The following is a 19,131-nucleotide window of genomic DNA, read 5'->3' as shown; positions in this document are numbered from 1 at the left end:
GTTGTGGTGAGGTCGGGAACGGTCAGCGGATCAGACCAGGCGGCCACCGCTGACCCGTTCGATACCGGCCAGATCCCGCCAGCTCTGCACTTCGGCGAAGCCGGTGCCGCAGAGCAGTCCGCGCACTGCGGCAGCCTGATCATAGCCATGCTCCATCAGCAGCCAGCCACCGGGCAGCAGATGCGTCGGCGCGCCATCGATGATGCTGCGCAGATCGCTCAAGCCATCGCCGTGGTCGGTCAGCGCATCAACCGGTTCAAAACGCAGGTCACCGCGCGAGAGATGAACATCGCCTGCGACAATATACGGCGGGTTGGAGGCAATCACCGCAAAGCGCTGATCGCGGGGCAGCGCGGCGTACCAGTCGCTTTCCAGCAACGTCACGCGGACTTGGTTGGCCGTGGCGTTCTCGCGCGCGATGGCCAGGGCGGCGGCACTCGCGTCCAGTGCCGTCACCACCGCATCGGGCCGCGTATGGGCGATGGCGATGGCAATCGCGCCCGAACCGGTGCCCATGTCCAGCAGCGCGCCATCCTGCGGCAATCGTTCCATCGCCAGTTCCACCAGCAGCTCGGTATCGGGGCGGGGGATCAGCACATCTGGCGTGACGCGCAAATCCAGTCCATAGAATTCACGTTGGCCGACAATGTAGGCAATCGGCTCGCCGCGCAGGCGGCGGGTGTAGAGGGCCGTGAGCAGCACCGACTCGTCGGCGGTGAGACGGCGCTCGGATTGGGTGATCAGCTGCACACGCGTCATGCGCAGCGCGTGGCACAGCAGGATGCGGTTCTCCAGCGGATCCAGCGGCGCCGTCTTCAGTACGGTGGCCAGGGTGCAGCCGGCATAGCTGGAGAGCGGCTCCATCACTTCCAGATCGTGGTGCGCGGTGCGCGCTTGAACAGTTGCACGGCCAGCACCAGCGCCAGCACGCCGAACCAGATCAGCGACCAGGTCGGAATCTGCAAGCCCCACACCGGTGGCCAGGGCGCCGAGCAGAAGCCGTCGGCGGTGAACATCTGCGGCCACAGCTTGACGGTGGGCAACTGGTTGAGTGCCGTTTCCAGCGGATCGGTGGTGCAGGAGACTCCCGGATGCGCCTTCACGTACAGATGCCAGATCGCCGTGCCGGCGCCGCCCAGTGCGGCCAGCAGGCCCAGACCGGCGCTGCCGCGGCGGGCCGCTTCCGGCATCAGGGCACCGAGCAGGGCGAAGGCGCCCACCAGCACGAACATGTAGCGCTGGATCACGCACAGCGGGCAGGGCTGCATTTCTTCGACGATCTGCAGGTACATGGCAACGCCCAGCAGGGCGGCGCAGACCAGCGCTACCAGCAGGAAAACCGCTTTGGATGATTTCATGGTTGAGGATTCAGTGATTCATTAATGGGGATACGGCATCGGGACCTTCGGAGCGCAAAGCCAGGCGGAAACCTGACCGGCTTTTTCGCCATGACGCGATTGTAGAGAAGTCCTTGCCTGCGTGCATGCTGCCCGCGCAGGCAATTTTGAGCGCAGGCCCTAGTCGTCGCCGAGTTGCGCCAGCAGTTCGGCCTGATGCTCGGTGATGAGGGCGTTGGTCAGCTCATCCAGATCGCCATCCATGATGAAATCGAGCTTGTAGAGCGTCAGGTTGATGCGGTGGTCGGTCATGCGCCCCTGCGGGAAGTTGTAGGTGCGGATGCGCTCGCTGCGGTCGCCCGAGCCGATGAGCGACTTGCGGGTGGCGGCCTCCTTGGATTGCTGCTCGCGCAATTGCACATCCTTGATCCGGGCGGCCAGCACCTTCATGGCCTGCGCCTTGTTCTTGTGCTGGCTGCGGTCGTCCTGGCATTCCACCACGATGCCGGTAGGCAAGTGGGTGATGCGTACGGCCGAATCGGTCTTGTTGATGTGTTGCCCGCCGGCACCGGAGGCACGATAGGTATCGATGCGCAGGTCGGCCGGGTTGATGTCCACATCTTCGACTTCGTCGGCCTCGGGCATGACCGCCACCGTGCAGGCGGAGGTGTGGATGCGACCCTGGGTCTCGGTGGCCGGCACGCGCTGCACGCGGTGGCCGCCGGATTCGAACTTCAGGCGTGAATAGGCCCCAAAGCCGGCGATGCGGGCAATCACTTCCTTGTAACCGCCCAGTTCCGATTCGGAGGCCGAGACGATTTCCACCTGCCAGCGCTGGCGTTCGGCATAGCGGGTGTACATGCGCAGCAGGTCGCCGGCAAACAGGGCAGATTCGTCACCTCCCGTTCCGGCACGGATTTCCAGGAAGATGTTTCGTTCATCATTGGGATCCTTGGGCAGCAGCATCTTCTGCAGATCCAGCTCCAGCGCCTCCATGCGCGCCTTGGCGGCATCGATTTCTTCCTGCGCGAAAGCCTTCATATCGGGGTCCGACAGCAGCTCGCCAGCGGTGCGGATATCTTCACTGGCCTGCACATAGTCGTGGTACAGCGCCACCAGCGGGCCCAGTTCAGCGTGTTCGCGGGTCATCTTGCGGAAGTTGTCCATGCTGGCGGTGGCATCTTCCTGCGCCAGCAGGCTGTTGAGCTCTTCCAGCCGTTCGGCGAGCTGGTCGAGTTTGGCGAGCATTGAGGGTTTCATGAGGTCGGGAAGTCAGTATCGGTCAGCAATGAGGGGGACGACGGCAGCCGTCGGCGACGGCGCGAGGGTGCCAGCCGCAGACAGCGGCCGGCCGGGCGGAAGGCGCTAACGCTTGGAGCGGAACAGTTGCGGCAGCAGCGAGACCAGCTGGCTGCGCTGTTCGCCCTGGGCGTGATGCAGGGCCTGTTGCGGGCCGTGCAGGAACTTGGCGGTCAGGCCCTTGGAGAGGGCGTCGAGCACCGCTTCCACATCCTCGCCCTTGGCCAGCATGCGGCGTGCGCGCTCCAGTTCGGCCAGGCGCAGGGCCTCGCCGGTTTCGTGCAGGTCCTGGATCAGCGGCACCATGGCGCGGCTGTCGATCCAGTGCATGAAGGATTGCACCCGGGTTTCGATGATGGCTTCGGCCTGGGCCACCGCCGCCTGGCGGTTTTCCACGCCGCTCTGGACCACCGAGGCCAGGTCGTCCACCGTGTAGAGGAAGACGTCATCCAGGCGGCCGACTTCGGCCTCGATATCGCGCGGCACGGCCAGGTCGACCATGAAGATGGGCTTGTGGCGGCGTGCCTTGACGGCCCGTTCCACCAGGCCCAGGCCGATGATGGGCAGCTGCGAGGCGGTACAGGACACCACGATGTCGAAGCTGGCCAGTTGTGCCGGCAGGTCGGCCAGGCGGATGGCGCGGCCGCTGAACCGATGGGCCAGAGTTTCACCGCGCTCCATGGTGCGGTTGGCCACCGTCAGGGTCTTGGGATTCTGGGCCGCAAAGTGCGTGGCGCACAGCTCGATCATCTCGCCCGCGCCGATGAAGAGCACGTTCTGGCCGGAGATCGAATCGAAGATGCGTTGCGACAGGCGCACCGCCGCTGCCGCCATGGAGACGCTATGTGCGCCGATCTCGGTGGTACTGCGCACTTCCTTGGCTACCGCGAAGGTACGCTGGAACAGCTGATGCAGGTAAGTGCCCAGACCACCGGCGGCGTCAGCCTGGCGCACCGCATCTTTCATCTGGCCCAGGATCTGCGGCTCGCCCAGCACCATCGAGTCCAGCCCGGAGGCGACGCGGAAGGCATGGCGCACGGCATTGTCCTGCGGCAGCGAGTAGAGATACGGACGCAGGTCGGCGTAGGCAATCTGGTGGTACTCGGCCAGGAACTGCGCGGTACGGTCGATGGCGAATTCCACACCATCCGGGCCGGCAGCCGCTGCGGCATAGAGCTCGGTACGGTTGCAGGTGGAAAGGATGGCCGCCTCGCCCGAGGCCACGATCTTGTCATGCCCGCCAAACCATGCGCGTGCGGACGCCACCGCCTGACCGATCTGGTCAGCAGGGAAAGCCACTTTTTCGCGCAGCGAGACCGGCGCGGTAGTGTGGTTGAGTCCGACGGCGAGCAAATTCATGAAAGAATCGACTAGTAAGGCAGCAGTGCCGATGAGCTGGGAAAATACACTTCTATGGCTGCGAAACTGAATGAAAAACGTAGGATGTCATGCAATTCGTACACAATCAGACAGATTCGGCCCCGGTTTTGGGAATAATTATACTCTTTGCCCATTGAGGGGTTGGGGCGTGTCCTGATAATCGGTATATGTCCCTGACATGGATCAGGCTTGGCACAGATGGCTGTGCACGGCGGCAACAGCTTGGGCCGAGCTTTTCCTGCCGGGGCCTATGCCGACGGGTGCGGTTCTTCCATCCCTTCCAGGCGTTCCAGCTGGTAGCCGTAGCCATAGACGGTAGCCAGCTGGTAGCCGTTGCCGGGATGCAGCTTGAGTTTGGTGCGGATGCGCGAGACGTGGGTATCGATGGTGCGGGTCGGCGTATCCGGCTCGGCGCCCCAGATGCGTTCGCGCAGGAAGGCGCGCGACAGCGGGCGGCCCAGGTGCTGCATGAACAGCAGTGCCAGTTCGACTTCCTTGCGGGTGAGCGTGGCGTCCAGGCCGGGGCGCTCGGGATGGGTGATGCGCAGGCGCGCCAGGTCGACCATGAAGCCACCGGCTTCGACCACGCTGGGCGGGGCTTCATAGGGTTGCGCAGCCAGCAACAGCAGATCCAGCCGCAGGGCCAGTTCCTGGCGCTCCACCGGCTTGACCAGGAAGTCGTCGGCTCCGGCCATGCGCAGATTGCGCAGCCAGTGCTGGTGGGCCGGCGTACACAGCAGCAACACCACCGGCCGCGCCTTGGACGCCGCCGGAGGGCGGTGCTGCTGGACCAGCATGGTCACCGCATGTTGATGGCGCTGCAGGTCGTCCAGGTCCAGCACGACCAGATTGGCGCGCTCGGCACAGGCGGCTGCGAAGCCCTCCACGCCGCTGTAGACCTGGCAGTCATGGCGATCGGCCAGTTGCGTGACCAGGGTCACGGTATCGGCGTCTCTGGAAAGAATTCCGATTTTCATCGCATCAGTTCGGGGCAGCAGTCAAAGGCAGTCAACGCGCAGCGCCCCGGATGGGTGGACCGCATTGGCAAAAAGGGCAGCCGCGGCTGCCCTTTTTCAGCATGGATGGCGCACCTGCCTGCTCAGGCAGCCGGTACGTCGCTGTCGGGCAGCACCACGTTCACGTCCAGCACTTCCAGGTTGCCCTGGCGGTCCAGCGAGATCTTGATGTCGTCGGCGTCGACCTTGGTGTACTTGGAAATCACCTCGATGAGTTCCTTGTGCAGCGCCGGCAGGAAGTCCGGACCCTGGCGACCGTTGGAACGTTCGCGGGCGATGATGATCTGCAGCCGCTCCTTCGCCGCCACCGCACTTTTGGGCTTGCTGGGGAACAGGAAAGAAAGCAGGGACATGTCACTTACCTCCGAAGATGCGCTGCAGGAGGCCCGGCTTTTCATAGTTGGTGAAACGCAGCTCGACGGTCTCGCCGAGGAAGCGCGACACCACGTCCTGATAGGCCTGGGCTACGTCGCTATCCTTCATGTGGATGGCCGGGGAGCCCTGGTTGGAAGCCTGCAGCACGGTTTCCGATTCGGGGATGATACCGATCAAGGGGATGCGCAGGATTTCCTGCACGTCGGTATAGGACAGCATCTCGCCGTCTTCCACGCGCTTGGGCGCGTAGCGGGTGATGAGCAGGTGCTCCTTGACCGGCTCGCCGCCCGAGGAGGCGCGGCGCGACTTGGCCTGGATGATGCCGAGGATGCGGTCCGAGTCGCGCACCGAGGACACTTCCGGGTTGGAGACCACGATGGCTTCGTCGGCGAAGGTCAGCGCCATCACCGCACCGTGCTCGATCCCGGCGGGGGAGTCGCAGATGATGTAGTCGAAGTCCATCTTGGCCAGGTCGGTCAGCACGCGCTCCACGCCTTCTTCGGTCAGGGCGTCCTTGTCGCGGGTCTGCGAGGCCGGCAGGATGAACAGGTTGTCGCAGTGCTTGTCCTTGATCAGGGCCTGGTTCAGCGTGGCTTCCTTGTTGATCACGTTGATCAGGTCGTAGACCACCCGGCGCTCGCAGCCCATGATCAGGTCCAGGTTGCGCAGACCGACGTCGAAGTCGATCACGGCCGTCTTGTGGCCGCGCATGGCCAGGCCCGATGCGAAACTGGCGCTGGACGTCGTTTTGCCGACGCCGCCCTTACCCGAAGTCACAACGATGATTTTTGCCACGAAAAACTCCTTAAGAAGAACAGTACGCCGGCGGTTCCGGCTGGATTCGTTTATATGATTTACACCGTCGCCTTACGCGGCCGACATCGGCAGCACGTCGATCCGTTCGCCCTGCAGGCGCACCTGCACCTGCTTGCCGGCCAGCTCCGGTGCATGACCGTTCTCGAAGGTTCGATAGACCCCCGCAATGGAAACCAGTTCCGCTTCCAGTGAAGCGGCGAAGATGCGCGCAGCCGTATTGCCCGACGCACCGGCCAGCGCCCGCCCGCGCAGCGGCGCGTAGACGTGGATGCAGCCATCGGCGATGAGCTCGGCGCCATTGTTGACCACGGCCAGCACCACCAGGTCGGCTCCGCGCGCGTAGATGCGCTGGCCGGCGCGTACCGGGGTATCGATGACGATGGTGTTGGCCACCGCAGCGGGCTGAGCGGGCGCAGCCGGCGCGGCAGCGGTCACCGGTGCGGGCGGCGGCGCGGCTTCCTGCGCGGCCGCTTCATGGGCACGGGCGTTGGCTGCACCGGCACCGGCCACGGCTGAGTTGTCGATGGCCAGGCCATGGGCAACGATGCCGCCGTGCAACTCTTCCGGCGCGTTGCGCACGGCCACCGTATTCAAGCGGAAGCGCTTGAACAGCGCCACCACGGCAGTCCAGTCAATGGCCGCCGCGGCGGTCGCCTCCAGGGTGCCGATATCGAGCACCGCGAATTCGTCTTCGAAGAAATCGGCGACGCCGCCAGTCATCTCCTTCAGGGCTTTTTCCAGCGAAGTCGGATCGGTTTCATGCAGGATTGCTGAAATAGCAACTACAGTGGAAATTTTGATTTCGATCGGTTTGCGCGCTTTTTGCATAAATCCAGTAGTTCAATGCAGCGGAAAGTGAAGAAAAATACAGACCTCCCAGCCGGGATGGCTGTGCATTATACAGGCTGGATGCGGCTGCGATAGCGGTGGAGCGGGGCTTTTCGGCAGGCAAGGATGGGGCGCAGTGGGTGTCGACGATTTGCCAAATATTTGTGGCAAAAAGCCAGTGCCCCGGAACACGCAACGCCAGTCTTGTAAGTTGTATCGCTACAAGATACATCGATCGCCATGATCAAGAGTTCCCGACACAAAGGGCTGCAACGTTTCTTTGAGACGGGCAGCAAGGCAGGCATTCAGGCCGCCCATGCGGGCAGGCTGCGGTTGCAGCTGGCAGCGCTGGAACAGGCCATCCGGCCGGAAGATCTCTCAGCGCCTGCATGGGCGCTGCATCCACTCAAAGGGGCTCTGAAGGGGCAATGGGCGATCACCGTCAATGGCAATTGGCGGTTGATTTTCGCTTTCGAGGGGAAGGACGCGGTGCTGGTGGATTACTGCGACTATCACTAGGGCCTGTTCACATTCAATCTGTGAGATGCGTTGCCCCCAGAAGGCGTGGTGGCAAGGCGCGCGTCAGGGCTGGTGGTGGTGCCACCAGCCCTGACGTGCAACGCGGCCAGCGCGCCTTCTGGGGGCAACCCTCCGGGAGAGGCCGCCAAGCGTCGCCTGCCGTTGTTGCAGCTCCTTGCCGTGGCACCACCACGGCGCGTCGCTGCGCCTAGGCAGACAACGCTTGGCGACCTCTCGCACTCACAGATTGAATGTGAACAGGCCCTAATGCAAATCAACGGAGGTCAGTCATGACGCGCATGTTCAACCCGCCGCACCCGGGCGAGGTCCTGAGGGAATATCTGGGTGAGATGACCGTGACGGAAGCGGCCATGTGCCTGGGCGTCGCCCGTGTCACGCTGCAGCGGATCGTCAATGGCGCTGCCGGCATCTCGCCGGACATGGCCTATCGACTGGCGGCAGCCTTCGGCACCAGTCCCGAGCTCTGGGCCGGCATGCAATTGCAGTATGAGCTGCATGAAGCCGGCAAGCTGGCGCGTCCCGTGATCGAACGCATTACGGCATGACAATGCAAAACCGCCGGCACCTCGCGATGCCAGCGGTCTTCACCAAACGCGGTCCGGGCGCCGGACGGCAGCGCCCGGCATGGGCCATCGATCAGCCCGGTACCTTGCCGTCCACGCCTTCGACGTAGAACTTGATGCCATGCAGGAAGCCGTCATCCGCCACGGCATCCTTGCCCAGCACTTCCTTGCCGGTATTGTCCTTGATCGGACCCTTCCAGATCGGCGCGCTGCCGTCGATGATGGCCTTCTTGCGCTCTTCGACCAGCGTCTTCACGTCGGCCGGCAGGTCAGGATTGAAGGCAGCCAGGTCGATGCCGTTGTCCTTCAGGCCGATCCAGCTGGTGCTGCTCTTCCAGGTGCCATCCAGCACGGCCTGCACGCGGGCGGTGTAGTAAACGCCCCAGTTGATCATCGAGGCGGCCAGGTGGGCCTTGGGGCCGAAGCTGGTCATGTCGCTGTCCCAGCCGAAGGCATACACACCCTTTTCCTGCGCGGTCTGCACCACGGCGGCCGAGTCGGTGTTCTGCATGAGCACGTCCACGCCCTGACCGATCAGGGTGGTGGCCGCTTCACGTTCCTTGCCCGGGTCGAACCACTTGTTGACCCACACCACGGCAGTGGTCGCCTTCGGATTGACCGAACGTGCGCCCAGGGTGAAGGAGTCGATGTTGCGGATCACTTCCGGAATCGGCACCGAGGCCACCACGCCCAGCTTGCCGGACTTGCTCATCTTGCCCGCGACCACGCCGGCCAGGTACGCGCCTTCATAGGTGCGCACGTCGTATTGCGCCAAGTTGTCGGCGGTCTTGAAGCCGGTGGCGTGTTCGAACTTCACGTCCGGGAATTCCTTGGCGACCTTGAGCATGGCTTCCATGTAGCCGAAGGTGGTGCCGAAGATCAGCTTGTTGCCATCGGTGGCCAGTTGGCGGAAGACGCGCTCGGCGTCGGCGGCGGATTCAGGAATGTTTTCCACGAAGGTGGTCTTGACCTTGTCGCCGAACTTCTCTTCGACCGCCTTGCGACCCTTGTCATGCGCGAAGGTCCAGCCGGCGTCACCCACCGGGCCGATGTAGACGAAGGCGACCTTCAGCGGATCAGCCGCCGGAGCAGCTGCAGCCGGCGCAGCAGCGGGCGCGGCGGCAGCAGGTTCTTCCTTCTTGCCGCAACCGATCAGGGTTGCCGCCGCCAGGGTGGCGAGCATCGTCAAGGATGCCCTGCGCGAAATCTTCATTGTGTTCTCCCTCAAGGTCAGTGGATAAATGCAGGTGCTGCTACAAAAACGACTAAACGAAATAAACGATATAAATGATATAAAAAATTTAGGAAGCCCCCGGGCGGAACGGTTTGCCCAGCGAGGCCGGCATGTTCAGGCGGATCCAGTCAGGGTTGCGCGAGATCAGCGCCAGCACCACGATGGTGGCCAGGTAAGGTGCCATCGACAGGATCTGCGAGGGCACCGTCACCCCCATGCCCTGCAGGTAGAACTGGGCGATGGTGACGCCACCGAACAGCAGCGACCCCAGCAAGACCCGTGCCGGACGCCAGGTGGCGAAGGCGGTCAGGGCCAGCGCGATCCAGCCGCGGCCGGCCACCAGGCCCTCGACCCACATCGGGGTATAGACCAGCGACATGTAGGCGCCGGCCAGGCCGCAGCAGGCGCCGCCGAACAGCAGCGCCAGATAGCGGATGCCGCGCACCGAATAACCCAGTGCGTGCGCCGATTCAGGCGACTCGCCCACCGCGCGCAAGACCAGCCCGGCGCGCGTGCGATAAAGGAACCAGATGCTGGCCAGGCACAGTGCGAAGGCGACATAGCTCATCCAGTGCTGATGGAACAGCGCCTGTCCCAGGAAGGGAATATCGCCCAGCAGCGGAATCGAATTCGGTTGCGCCGGCAGTGCCAGGCCAACGAAGCGCTGGCCCACGAACGCCGACAGGCCAGCCCCGAAGATCGACAGCGCCAGGCCGGTGGCCACCTGGTTGGTGGCCAGGCGCAGCGCCAGCCAGGCAAAGAGCGTGGCCATGAGCATGCCGCACACCGCCCCGGCAGCAAATCCCAGCAGCGGGCTCTTGGTGGCATAGCCGACCGCAAAGCCGGCGATGGCCGACACCAGCATCATGCCCTCGGCGCCCAGGTTGAGCACGCCGGAGCGTTCATTGATCAACAGCCCGATGGCCGCCAGCAGCAGGGGGGTGCCGGCATTGATGGAGGCTGCGATGAGAGGAGCGAGTTGTTCCATGTCCTGTCCTGATTCCTTAGACTTTCTTTTTCCACGCCAGGCGGTAATCGATGAGCGTATCGCAGGCCAGCAGCAGGAACAGCAGCATGCCCTGGAACACCCCGGTGATGGCCGAGGGCAGCCCCAGACGCGATTGCGCCAGCTCGCCGCCCAGATACAGCAGCGACATGATCAGCCCGCCGAGGATTGCCCCGATGGGATGCAGGCGTCCGATGAAGGCCACGATGATGGCCGCAAAGCCATAGCCCGGCGACACCGAGGGTAACAACTGGCCGATCGGACCGGCGATCTCGAAGGCTCCGGCCAGCCCGGCAAAGGCACCCGAAATCAGCAGCGACACCCACAAGGCCGAGCGCGCCGAGAAGCCCGCATAGCGCGCCGCATGCGGGGCCACGCCACCGACCATGAGCGAGAAGCCGCGCAGGCTGCGCATCATGAAGATCGCCATCAACACGGCCGCCACGATGGTCACCGCAAAGCCGATGTGCAGGCGCGTGCCGGATATCAGCATGGGCAACATGAATTCGCTGGAGAACACCTTGGACTGCGGGAAGTTCATGCCATTGGGATCCTTCAGCGGACCGTTCACGGCCCACATCAACAGCAATTGCGCCACATAGGTCAGCATCAGCGACACCAGGATCTCATTGGCATTGAACTGGTCGCGCAGGAAGGCCGTGATGGCTGCCCACAAGGCCCCGCCGATGATACCGGCCACGATCATGAGCACCAGCCCCATGCCGCCGGAGATGCCATGCCCCGGCACATCCAGCCACACCAGCATGGCACCCGAACAGAGCGCACCGACCGTGAACTGGCCTTCGGCACCGATATTCCAGATGCTGGCGCGGAAGCACACTGCCAGCCCCAGTGCGCACAGGATCAGCGGCACCGATTTCAACAGCAGTTCGCTGATGGCGCGCTTGCCATTGAAGGGATCGACCAGGAACACCTTCAGCCCGGCCAGCGGATCTTTGCCCAGCGCCAGGAACAGCAGCGCACCGAGCAACAGCGTGGCGATGATGGCGATCACCGGCGAGAGATAGGTCATGGTCCTGGACGGCGCACCGCGCAGTTCCAGTCGCAGGGGGAAGCTCAAGCGTTCAGCCATGACGCACCTCCGTAGCGGCTGCCGCCGGTTCATCCCACAAGCCGCTCATCCACACGCCGACCTGCTCGCGCGTGGCCTGTTCAATCGGAATGGAGGGCGACAGGCGCCCCTTGGCGATGACGTGCAGGCGATCGCACAAGGCGAACAATTCATCCAGTTCTTCCGAGATCACCAGCACGGCACAACCTTCCTGTTTCAGTTTCAAGATTTCGCCATGGATCTGGGCCGCCGCGCCCACATCCACACCCCAGGTCGGCTGGGCAACCACGAAGACCGCAGGCTTGCGCTCCATTTCGCGGCCGACGATGAATTTCTGCAGATTGCCGCCCGAGAGGCTCTTGGCCGGCGCATCCGGTCCTGCCGCCTTGACCTTGAAACGCTCGATGATGGATGCCGCCGCACGGCGGGTGAAGCCGAAATCGATCATGCCGCGCTTCACGTAAGGGGCCTTCTGATGCGACAGCAGCATGTTGGCCGTCAGCGACAGAGTCGGCACGGCGCCGCGTCCCAGGCGTTCTTCCGGCACCAGGCCCAGACCCGCCGCGCGGCGCGGATTGGGCGAGAGATTGCCCACTGCCTTGCCGGCCAGCAGGATCATGTCGGGGGCGGCGCGCTGGTCTTCCCCGGACAGCGCCGCCAGCAGTTCCTGCTGGCCGTTGCCCGAGACCCCGGCGATGCCGACGATCTCACCGGCGCGCACTTCGCATTCGATGTCCTTGAGTTCGGTGGCAAACAGATGCGCCTTGGGCAGCGAGAGACGGTTCACGTGCAGCTTGCGCTCGTTGCGCAGCGAATCCGGATTGCGCTCGCGCTGCAGGCGCACCAGTTCGTCACCGATCATCATGCGCGAGAGGCTGGCGCTGCTTTCATTGCGCGGATCACAGTTGCCGGTCACGCGGCCACCGCGCATGACGGTGGCGCTGTGACACAGTGCGCGGATCTCGTCGAGCTTGTGGCTGATGTAGAGAATGCTGCAACCCTCATCGGCCAGGCGACGCAGGGTCACGAAGAGTTTCTCCACCGCCTGCGGCGTCAACACCGAGGTCGGCTCATCCAGGATCAGCAGTTGCGGTTCGGTCAGCAGGGCGCGCACGATCTCCACGCGCTGGCGCTCGCCGACCGACAAGGTATGGACGTGGCGCTGCGGTTCCAGCTCCAGGCCGTATTTTTCGCCGGTGCGGGTGATGCGTTCGGCCAGTTCCTTCAGATCGGTCCTGGCGTCCAGACCGAGGGCGATGTTCTCGGTCACGGTGAGGGTGTCGAACAGCGAGAAATGCTGGAACACCATGGCAATGCCCAGCTTGCGCGCCACCTGCGGATTGGCGATCTGTACCGCCTCGCCGTTCCAGCGGATTTCGCCGGCATCGGGCTTGACCGCGCCGAAGATGATCTTCATCAGGGTGGACTTGCCCGCACCGTTCTCCCCCAGCACGGCGTGGATCTCGCCGGGCGCCACCGCCAGGCTGACATCGTCATTGGCCAGCACGCCCGGATAGGCCTTGCGTACCTGGTTGATTTCAAGACGGAGTGGAACTGCGCTCACGTGATTTCCCTGTGGTGATGGTTGTCGTCATGTCGTACTGCAGCGGTCCGCGTGCCTGCGGCCACCGCGAGCGCCCCCGGCGGCTCGCACGCGCGACATCATAGACAAATTGCGCTGCGCCGCATACCGCTTTTGCCGGGATTTCCGCCGCGACGGCAGCGCAAAGCCGGATTTACCTCATTTTCCGCGATGCGCCCAACCGGTGGTGCGTTTCTCGATGATGGCAAAGAGCTCGTACATGGCCATGGCCATGGCACCGATCACCACCAGCCCGGCAAAGGCCAGCGGCATCTTCATCGAGGAGCCGGCCGAGACCAGCAGGTAGCCGATGCCCTGGTTGGAGGCATTCATTTCAGAGACGGTCGAGCCCACGAAGGCCAGCGTGATGGCCACCTTCAGCGAGGCAAAGAAGTAGGGCATGGAGCGCGGCAGGCCGACCTTGAGCAGGATGTCCATGCGACGCGCACCCAGTACCCGCAACACGTCTTCCAGCTCCGGTTCCAGTGTGGCCAGGCCGGTGGCGATGTTGACCATGATCGGGAAGAAGGAAATCAGGAAGGCTGTCAGGATCGCCGGTCCCGCACCGATGCCGAACCAGACCACCAGCACCGGCACGAAAGCCGCCTTGGGCAAGGCATTGAAGGCCGTCATGAGCGGATAGGCGGCGGCATACAGCATAGGTGAAGATCCGATCACCAGGCCCAGCGTCACACCGACCACCACGGCGATGGCGAAGCCCACCATGGTGACCCAAAAGGTAGAAAGCGCGTGCTCGGTAATCGGGCCGGCGTAATCCACCATGGCCTGCAGGATGGAGGCCGGACTGGGGAAGATGAAGTCGGAGACCTGCCACACGCTGCAGATGAACTGCCACACGCCCAGGATGGCGACGAGCAGGAACCAGGGCGCCAGCGTGGTGGCGGCGCGATTGAGTTTGCCGTTGAACGGAGTTTTCATGAGTTTCCTTGGCCGGGCCGTGGGTGGTCAGGTATTGCGCACGTGGCCGATGTGCTCGCGCAGCTCATGTACCAGCGCGTTGAAGCCGTCGGTATAGGTGGTTTCCAGCGGGCAGGGGCGCGGCAGCGGATTGTCGCGTCGAACCACGATACGGCCTGGCCGCTTGCTCATCACGTAGATGGTGTCGGCCAGGAAGGCCGCCTCGCGCAGGTCGTGCGTGACCAGGATGACGTTGAAGCGGCGCTCGGCCCACAGGTCGCGCAGCACGCACCACAGTTCTTCGCGGGTGAAGGCATCGAGCGCGCCGAAGGGCTCGTCCAGCAACAGCATCTTGGGTTCATGGATCAGCGCGCGGCAGATCGAGGCACGCTGCTGCATGCCACCCGAGAGTTGCCACGGAAACTTGTCGGCATAACCGTCCAGCCCCACGGTCTTGAGCAACTTCTTTGCACGCTCGATGTATTCGGCCTTCTTCTGCTTGAAGTCGTGCCGGTAGGGCTCGACGATTTCCAACGGCAGCAGCACGTTCTCCAGTGTCGTGCGCCACGGCAACAGGGTGGGCGCCTGAAAGGCCATGCCGACGAACTTGAGCGGCCCGCTGACCGTCTGGCCATTGATCACCACGCTGCCGCGATTGGGTTGTTTCAAGCCCGTGGCCAGTTTCATGAAGGTCGACTTGCCGCAGCCGGAGGGCCCGACGATGGCGATGAATTCACCGGCGCGGGTCTGCAGGTCGATGTCTTCCACCGCAAAGTCGGCGGCGCCATCATAGGCCAGGTAGACGTGGCGGAAATCGACGAAGGGTTCGCTCATGAATGCAGTCGGGTGAAGATGGGTTGAGTAAACGATATAAATGATTTACTTGGGGAACACGTCCAGCTCGGTCCTGGACGGCAGGAAACTGCCATTCCAGATCTTGTCGGCGTTGACGCGGGTCTTGGTGCCATAGGCGTCCGAAACCTGGGAGGCCATGAGGGTCAGGCGCGGGCCGTAGACCTGGCCATAGCCTTCCGATTTTGCGTGCGGCGTGGCGATGGCGCTGGCGATGGCCAGCTTCAGGCGGCGCAGTTCCAGTTTCTCGTCAATCAGGCCGTCACGTTCCTTCAAGACCTTGATGGCCGCTTCCGGGTTGGCCATCACGTCGCGGCTGGCCTTGGCGAAGGCGCGCAGGAAGCCCTTGATGGCTTCCGGCTTGTTCCTGATCATGGTGTCGGAGGCGATGATGGCATTGCCATACAGGCGCACGCCGTAGTCCGGATACATCATCACGTTGATGTCTTCATCCTTGATGCCGCGCGCATTGAGGTTCAGCAGCGAGGTGAAGTAGAAGCCGGTGATGGCATCCACGTCGCCGCGCGCCAGCATGGTCTCGCGCAGCGGCGGGTCCATGCTGGTCCACTGTGCCTTGGCGGCGTCCAGGCCATTGGCCTTGGCAAAGATGGGATAGGCACGGCGACCGGCATCGAACACCGGTGCGCCCAGTTTCTTGCCGGCCAGATCGGCCGGTTTCTTGATGCCGGATTTCTTGAGCGAGAACACGGCCGCCGGCGTGTCGTTGTAGACCATCATGACCGCCACCGGCTTGCCAGGGGCATCGGGGTTGTTGGCCGTGAATTCCATCAGGGCGGCCATGTCGGCAAAGCCCATGTCATAGGTGCCGGAGGCCACGCGATTGACGGCGTTGCCCGAACCGTTGCCGGCGTCGATGGTGACATCCAGTTTTTCCTGCGCGAAGTAACCCTTGGACTTGGCCACCAGGAACAGGGCGGCCGGCCCTTCGAAGCGCCAGTCCAGCTGGAACTTGATCTTGGTGTCCTGCGCCTGGGCCAGCGAGGAGCTGGCGGCCAGCATGAGGCTGAAGAGGCTGATGCCGAGTTTGAAGAGCTTGCTGGATTGCACGGTGGACTTCCTTCCCTGGTCGTTTGAATGTCGGATCCCGCAGCTTCAATAGCATTTAATGTGCCAAGCCTGGGACAGTTCGCGTCCGCGCTCCTTGCCCTGCCGTTGCAGGCGCAAGGACGTCGGCAAGAGCCGGGCCGGATGATCGACAGCGCCCGTTATTTTTGTCGACAATCAAAAAATTCATTTGCAACAATTTGGTGCTTGTCTGCACCTAAGTAGAAAAAGATGCACTAAAAAAAATGGACTTGCAGGGCTGGAAGGCCGATGGTGTGCGCCTCCTGGGGGCTTTTGTCGTATCGCATCGGCTTGTTGTGATTGTCGACAATGCGAGTAGCCAAGCTGGGGAAAGTGGTGAGAGGGCTTGGGAAAGTGGCCGGACTCGGCTAGGATTGCGCCCCGGCGCGCGCGCGACCTTGACCATCGGGGCGGCAGTTCACTCGCGTTGGGCATGGCCGCGTGCCGGCCGGAGGGGCCGGTCTGGGGGCTGGCACGGGCTTTGCGTAAACGCTGCCGTCGGTGCGGGTGTCGGCAGCGCTGTCAGCAATGGGCCAGACCTGATTTGACGAAGGCAAGCACACGAGGTGTCCGGATCTCGATGCTGTGGCGGGGAGAGCGCAGTGCGCCGCAGGATGCGAACCGGGCACCGGATCAACAGCCATTTTTTTTAGACAAGCAATACAGGGAGAAACTTATGAAGAAGGGTATCAAGGGGAAGTACTGGATGATGGCGGCGGTGGTTGCTTCGTCCGCAATCAGCATGTCGGCTCATGCCTTGGACTGGTCGGACACCTCGATCGGCTACCGTTACGGCACGAAGTTTGCCGAGCCCTTCAATTCGAAGGACATCAGCAAGAACATCGTCAACCTCCAGCACTCCGATGGTTACAAGTACGGTACCAATTTCCTCAACATCGACATGCTGCTGTCGGACAACAAGAATGACAATGCCACGGAATTCTACGTCGTCTATCGCAATACCCTGGATATCGGCAAGATCAGCGGCAAGGACCTTTCCTTCGGCCCGGCACGTGGTGTCGGTCTGACCCTGGGCTTTGACTGGAACACCAAGAACGACAACAGCTACGCCTCCAAGAAGCGCATGTGGGTGGTCGGTCCGACCCTGATGATGGATGTGCCTGGTTTCCTGAACGTGAGCGTGCTGGCGCTGTTCGAGAGCAACAAGCCCATCGGTGTGACGAGTCGCTACGAGTACGCTACTCACCCGATGCTGAACCTGGCCTGGGGTATCCCGCTGGGTGGTTCGGGCTGGGCCTTCGAAGGCTACATGAACTATATTGCGGCCAAGGGCAAGAACGAGTTCGGTGGTCCGACCTCGCCCGAAGTGAACTTCGATGGTCAGGTCATGTATGACCTGGGTACCTCCATGGGCTTGGGCAAGAACAAGCTGCGCGTGGGTCTGGAGTACCAGTACTGGCGCAACAAGTTCGGCAATCCGAACACTGTCGCCGGTTCGCTGGCCAAGACCCCGATGGTGCGCGCCGAGTACCACTTCTAAGCGTCCGGTCGATCCGGCTGCTTGCAGCATCATGGCGATGCCGGGTCTTCGGATCCGGCATTTTTGTTGGGCGTCCGGTGCAGTGCAAGCAGTGACATGTGAGTCGGGTGGCGATTGGCTACACTGTATTGCAGCAGGTGGGGCCGGGCGTGCTCATGTTGATATGGGTGCAGACATATGCTGTCTATATGTTTGCAGGCATATGGTATCGGTCGGGCTGATATCTAATTGCTGGGTTTTGAACAGGGTGGAGGTGCGCGTGTTGCGGCCTTCGTCATCGATAGGGATTTGAGAGCGGAGCATCATGGAAGCATACTTACTTGACTGGCTCAATCTGCTGCTGCGCTGGCTGCATGTGATCACGGCGATTGCCTGGATCGGGTCTTCGTTCTACTTCGTCTGGCTGGACAACAGTCTGGTGGCTCCGACCGATCCGGAGTTGAAGGAGAAGGGGGTGGGGGGCGAGTTGTGGGCGGTGCATGGGGGCGGTTTCTACAATCCGCAGAAGTATCTTCTTGCACCCAAGGTATTGCCGGAGCATCTGCACTGGTTCTATTGGGAGTCCTACAGTACGTGGCTGTCAGGCTTTGCCTTGTTCTCGCTGCTGTATCTCTTCAATGCGAACGTGTTCCTGGTGGATCGCAATGTGTTCGACATGTCGGCGTCGATGGCGGGCGGAACGGCGATTGCCTTCCTGGTCTTCAACTGGCTGATCTATGACGCGATCTGTAGCACCATCGGGGATCGGCCGGGGGCGGATCGTCTGGTCAATCTGTTGGTGGGCTTGCAGGTGATCGTGTCGGTGTGGGCGGCTTGTCATCTGTTCTCGGGGCGCGCTGCCTTCCTCATCAGCGGGGCTTCGCTGGCGACCATCATGAGCGCGAACGTGCTGGTCTGGATCATTCCGGGGCAGCGCAAGATGGTGGCTTCCATGCGAGCCGGGCAGGCGCCTGATCCAATTCACGGCAAGCGGGGCAAGCAGCGCAGCGTCCACAATACCTACTTCACTTTGCCAGTGCTGTTTGCCATGCTGTCCAATCACTACAGCATGACCTACAGCGCGCCGCATAACTGGGTGGTCTTGTTGTGCATCATGGCCGCCGGTGCCTTGATCCGGCAGTTCTTCGTGTTGCGGCACAAGGGCGTCTACAACTGGTGGTACCCGGGAATCGCCGTGGGCTTGCTGCTGGCCGTGATCCTGTGGATGAGTCCGGCCATGCAGGCTAAGCCAGCGGCCGCCGCAGCTCCTTCAGCCGACAATACATCGGCGACCGCCGCAGCCAGCAATGAACCCGTCGGATCGTTCGCTCAGGTTCAACAAGTCATCCAGGCACGCTGCATTCAGTGCCATGCCGCTCAACCTACCCTCATGCCCGTTCCCGGCAAAGGCATCTTGCTGGACTCTCCTGAACATATCTCCCAGCATGCACAACAGATTTATCAACAGGCCGTCGTGCAGAAGGCCATGCCTCTCGGGAACATGACCCATATCACCGATGATGAACGCGCCATCATCGGGAAGTGGTTTGAAAATGGTGCTCCCGTTAAGTGATGTTTGGGGTCTGGTTTGGCTTGGCGGGCTTGGTTGTTGGTTTTTTGTTTTTGGGTAGTCTGCACGGATTGCTGTTCTGCGCTCTAGCTTAATACTTATCTTTCTCCGGTCGGGAGAACGCGCCGGGGGCGGCCCGGCAGCCGCTCACTTTTCTTGTCTCGCCAAGAAAAGTAA

At 62.5% G+C, this 19,131-nt stretch carries 19 protein-coding genes; 4 read left to right on the top strand and 15 right to left on the bottom strand.

Annotated features, from left to right (window positions below):
- Positions 1 to 30: 30 nt before the first annotated feature.
- The 8 genes from prmC to minC form a co-directional block, all read right to left on the bottom strand.
- Complete coding sequence (gene prmC / locus ACODSZ_RS04280; RefSeq protein WP_488927101.1) at positions 31 to 864, bottom strand: peptide chain release factor N(5)-glutamine methyltransferase; 834 nt, start codon at positions 862 to 864, stop codon at positions 31 to 33.
- On the bottom strand, positions 864 to 1,358 hold the full coding sequence (locus ACODSZ_RS04275) for a disulfide bond formation protein B (RefSeq protein ID WP_175344831.1): 495 nt from the start codon (positions 1,356 to 1,358) through the stop codon (positions 864 to 866). The genes prmC and ACODSZ_RS04275 overlap by 1 nt, the downstream gene beginning before the upstream one ends.
- Positions 1,359 to 1,517: 159 nt before the next feature.
- Positions 1,518 to 2,597 carry a peptide chain release factor 1 gene (gene prfA / locus ACODSZ_RS04270; RefSeq protein WP_488927100.1) on the bottom strand — a complete coding sequence of 360 codons (1,080 nt, stop codon included), beginning with the start codon at positions 2,595 to 2,597 and terminating at the stop codon, positions 1,518 to 1,520.
- 105 nt (positions 2,598 to 2,702) lie between these two features.
- Positions 2,703 to 3,995 carry a glutamyl-tRNA reductase gene (hemA, locus tag ACODSZ_RS04265; RefSeq protein ID WP_175344829.1) on the bottom strand — a complete coding sequence of 431 codons (1,293 nt, stop codon included), beginning with the start codon at positions 3,993 to 3,995 and terminating at the stop codon, positions 2,703 to 2,705.
- Positions 3,996 to 4,264: 269 nt separating this feature from the next.
- On the bottom strand, positions 4,265 to 4,993 hold the full coding sequence (locus ACODSZ_RS04260; RefSeq protein ID WP_008332783.1) for a response regulator transcription factor: 729 nt from the start codon (positions 4,991 to 4,993) through the stop codon (positions 4,265 to 4,267).
- A gap of 122 nt (positions 4,994 to 5,115) precedes the next feature.
- Entirely contained in the window at positions 5,116 to 5,385 is a 270-nt protein-coding gene (gene minE / locus ACODSZ_RS04255) for a cell division topological specificity factor MinE (RefSeq protein ID WP_008332780.1), read from the bottom strand.
- A gap of 1 nt (position 5,386) precedes the next feature.
- Complete coding sequence (gene minD / locus ACODSZ_RS04250) at positions 5,387 to 6,202, bottom strand: septum site-determining protein MinD (protein WP_008332778.1); 816 nt, start codon at positions 6,200 to 6,202, stop codon at positions 5,387 to 5,389.
- A gap of 72 nt (positions 6,203 to 6,274) precedes the next feature.
- Positions 6,275 to 7,051 (bottom strand): septum site-determining protein MinC, encoded by a 777-nt coding sequence (minC, locus tag ACODSZ_RS04245; protein WP_008332777.1) that lies wholly within the window; start codon positions 7,049 to 7,051, stop codon positions 6,275 to 6,277.
- Between the two features lie 240 nt (positions 7,052 to 7,291).
- Here minC and ACODSZ_RS04240 point away from each other — a divergent pair, with 240 nt between their 5' ends.
- Entirely contained in the window at positions 7,292 to 7,570 is a 279-nt protein-coding gene (locus ACODSZ_RS04240) for a type II toxin-antitoxin system RelE/ParE family toxin (protein ID WP_488927099.1), read from the top strand.
- A 290-nt stretch (positions 7,571 to 7,860) separates the two neighbouring features.
- Positions 7,861 to 8,136, top strand: coding sequence for a HigA family addiction module antitoxin (locus ACODSZ_RS04235; RefSeq protein ID WP_488927098.1), 276 nt, complete (start codon positions 7,861 to 7,863; stop codon positions 8,134 to 8,136).
- Positions 8,137 to 8,227: 91 nt separating this feature from the next.
- Here the strand turns inward: ACODSZ_RS04235 and ACODSZ_RS04230 are convergent, their stop codons facing one another.
- The 7 genes from ACODSZ_RS04230 to ACODSZ_RS04200 form a co-directional block, all read right to left on the bottom strand.
- On the bottom strand, positions 8,228 to 9,367 hold the full coding sequence (locus ACODSZ_RS04230; RefSeq protein ID WP_008332774.1) for a BMP family ABC transporter substrate-binding protein: 1,140 nt from the start codon (positions 9,365 to 9,367) through the stop codon (positions 8,228 to 8,230).
- 88 nt (positions 9,368 to 9,455) lie between these two features.
- On the bottom strand, positions 9,456 to 10,376 hold the full coding sequence (locus ACODSZ_RS04225) for an ABC transporter permease (protein WP_008332772.1): 921 nt from the start codon (positions 10,374 to 10,376) through the stop codon (positions 9,456 to 9,458).
- Between the two features lie 16 nt (positions 10,377 to 10,392).
- Complete coding sequence (locus tag ACODSZ_RS04220; protein ID WP_175344858.1) at positions 10,393 to 11,487, bottom strand: ABC transporter permease; 1,095 nt, start codon at positions 11,485 to 11,487, stop codon at positions 10,393 to 10,395.
- Positions 11,480 to 13,030, bottom strand: coding sequence for an ABC transporter ATP-binding protein (locus ACODSZ_RS04215; protein ID WP_488927097.1), 1,551 nt, complete (start codon positions 13,028 to 13,030; stop codon positions 11,480 to 11,482). Before ACODSZ_RS04215 ends, ACODSZ_RS04220 begins: the two co-directional genes overlap by 8 nt.
- A 177-nt stretch (positions 13,031 to 13,207) precedes the next feature.
- Complete coding sequence (locus ACODSZ_RS04210; RefSeq protein WP_008332768.1) at positions 13,208 to 13,987, bottom strand: ABC transporter permease; 780 nt, start codon at positions 13,985 to 13,987, stop codon at positions 13,208 to 13,210.
- 27 nt (positions 13,988 to 14,014) lie between these two features.
- Positions 14,015 to 14,800 carry an ABC transporter ATP-binding protein gene (locus tag ACODSZ_RS04205; protein ID WP_008332765.1) on the bottom strand — a complete coding sequence of 262 codons (786 nt, stop codon included), beginning with the start codon at positions 14,798 to 14,800 and terminating at the stop codon, positions 14,015 to 14,017.
- Between the two features lie 45 nt (positions 14,801 to 14,845).
- A complete protein-coding gene (locus ACODSZ_RS04200) occupies positions 14,846 to 15,886 on the bottom strand; it encodes an ABC transporter substrate-binding protein (protein WP_008332763.1) in 1,041 nt (346 codons plus the stop codon).
- A gap of 694 nt (positions 15,887 to 16,580) precedes the next feature.
- Between ACODSZ_RS04200 and ACODSZ_RS04195 the strand changes: the two genes are divergently transcribed.
- Positions 16,581 to 17,405, top strand: coding sequence for an outer envelope protein (locus ACODSZ_RS04195; protein ID WP_034351360.1), 825 nt, complete (start codon positions 16,581 to 16,583; stop codon positions 17,403 to 17,405).
- Positions 17,406 to 17,709: 304 nt separating this feature from the next.
- Positions 17,710 to 18,957, top strand: a complete 1,248-nt coding sequence (locus ACODSZ_RS04190; protein WP_175344861.1) for a urate hydroxylase PuuD — start codon at positions 17,710 to 17,712, stop codon at positions 18,955 to 18,957.
- Positions 18,958 to 19,131 lie beyond the last annotated feature (174 nt).

This window comes from Herbaspirillum sp. FG34 (genome assembly GCF_057809315.1).
This window is presented reverse-complemented; position numbering and strand designations above follow the sequence as displayed.

What these genes read in the sequence shown, in the direction of transcription:
- prmC (WP_488927101.1), bottom strand. Translation starts at nt 864, where the DNA reads ATGGAGCCGCTCTCCAGCTATGCCGGCTGCACCCTGGCCACCGTACTG.
- ACODSZ_RS04275 (WP_175344831.1), bottom strand. Translation starts at nt 1,358, where the DNA reads ATGAAATCATCCAAAGCGGTTTTCCTGCTGGTAGCGCTGGTCTGCGCC.
- prfA (WP_488927100.1), bottom strand. Translation starts at nt 2,597, where the DNA reads ATGAAACCCTCAATGCTCGCCAAACTCGACCAGCTCGCCGAACGGCTG.
- hemA (WP_175344829.1), bottom strand. Translation starts at nt 3,995, where the DNA reads ATGAATTTGCTCGCCGTCGGACTCAACCACACTACCGCGCCGGTCTCG.
- ACODSZ_RS04260 (WP_008332783.1), bottom strand. Translation starts at nt 4,993, where the DNA reads ATGAAAATCGGAATTCTTTCCAGAGACGCCGATACCGTGACCCTGGTC.
- minE (WP_008332780.1), bottom strand. Translation starts at nt 5,385, where the DNA reads ATGTCCCTGCTTTCTTTCCTGTTCCCCAGCAAGCCCAAAAGTGCGGTG.
- minC (WP_008332777.1), bottom strand. Translation starts at nt 7,051, where the DNA reads ATGCAAAAAGCGCGCAAACCGATCGAAATCAAAATTTCCACTGTAGTT.
- ACODSZ_RS04240 (WP_488927099.1), top strand. Translation starts at nt 7,292, where the DNA reads ATGATCAAGAGTTCCCGACACAAAGGGCTGCAACGTTTCTTTGAGACG.
- ACODSZ_RS04235 (WP_488927098.1), top strand. Translation starts at nt 7,861, where the DNA reads ATGACGCGCATGTTCAACCCGCCGCACCCGGGCGAGGTCCTGAGGGAA.
- ACODSZ_RS04230 (WP_008332774.1), bottom strand. Translation starts at nt 9,367, where the DNA reads ATGAAGATTTCGCGCAGGGCATCCTTGACGATGCTCGCCACCCTGGCG.
- ACODSZ_RS04225 (WP_008332772.1), bottom strand. Translation starts at nt 10,376, where the DNA reads ATGGAACAACTCGCTCCTCTCATCGCAGCCTCCATCAATGCCGGCACC.
- ACODSZ_RS04220 (WP_175344858.1), bottom strand. Translation starts at nt 11,487, where the DNA reads ATGGCTGAACGCTTGAGCTTCCCCCTGCGACTGGAACTGCGCGGTGCG.
- ACODSZ_RS04210 (WP_008332768.1), bottom strand. Translation starts at nt 13,987, where the DNA reads ATGAAAACTCCGTTCAACGGCAAACTCAATCGCGCCGCCACCACGCTG.
- ACODSZ_RS04205 (WP_008332765.1), bottom strand. Translation starts at nt 14,800, where the DNA reads ATGAGCGAACCCTTCGTCGATTTCCGCCACGTCTACCTGGCCTATGAT.
- ACODSZ_RS04195 (WP_034351360.1), top strand. Translation starts at nt 16,581, where the DNA reads ATGAAGAAGGGTATCAAGGGGAAGTACTGGATGATGGCGGCGGTGGTT.
- ACODSZ_RS04190 (WP_175344861.1), top strand. Translation starts at nt 17,710, where the DNA reads ATGGAAGCATACTTACTTGACTGGCTCAATCTGCTGCTGCGCTGGCTG.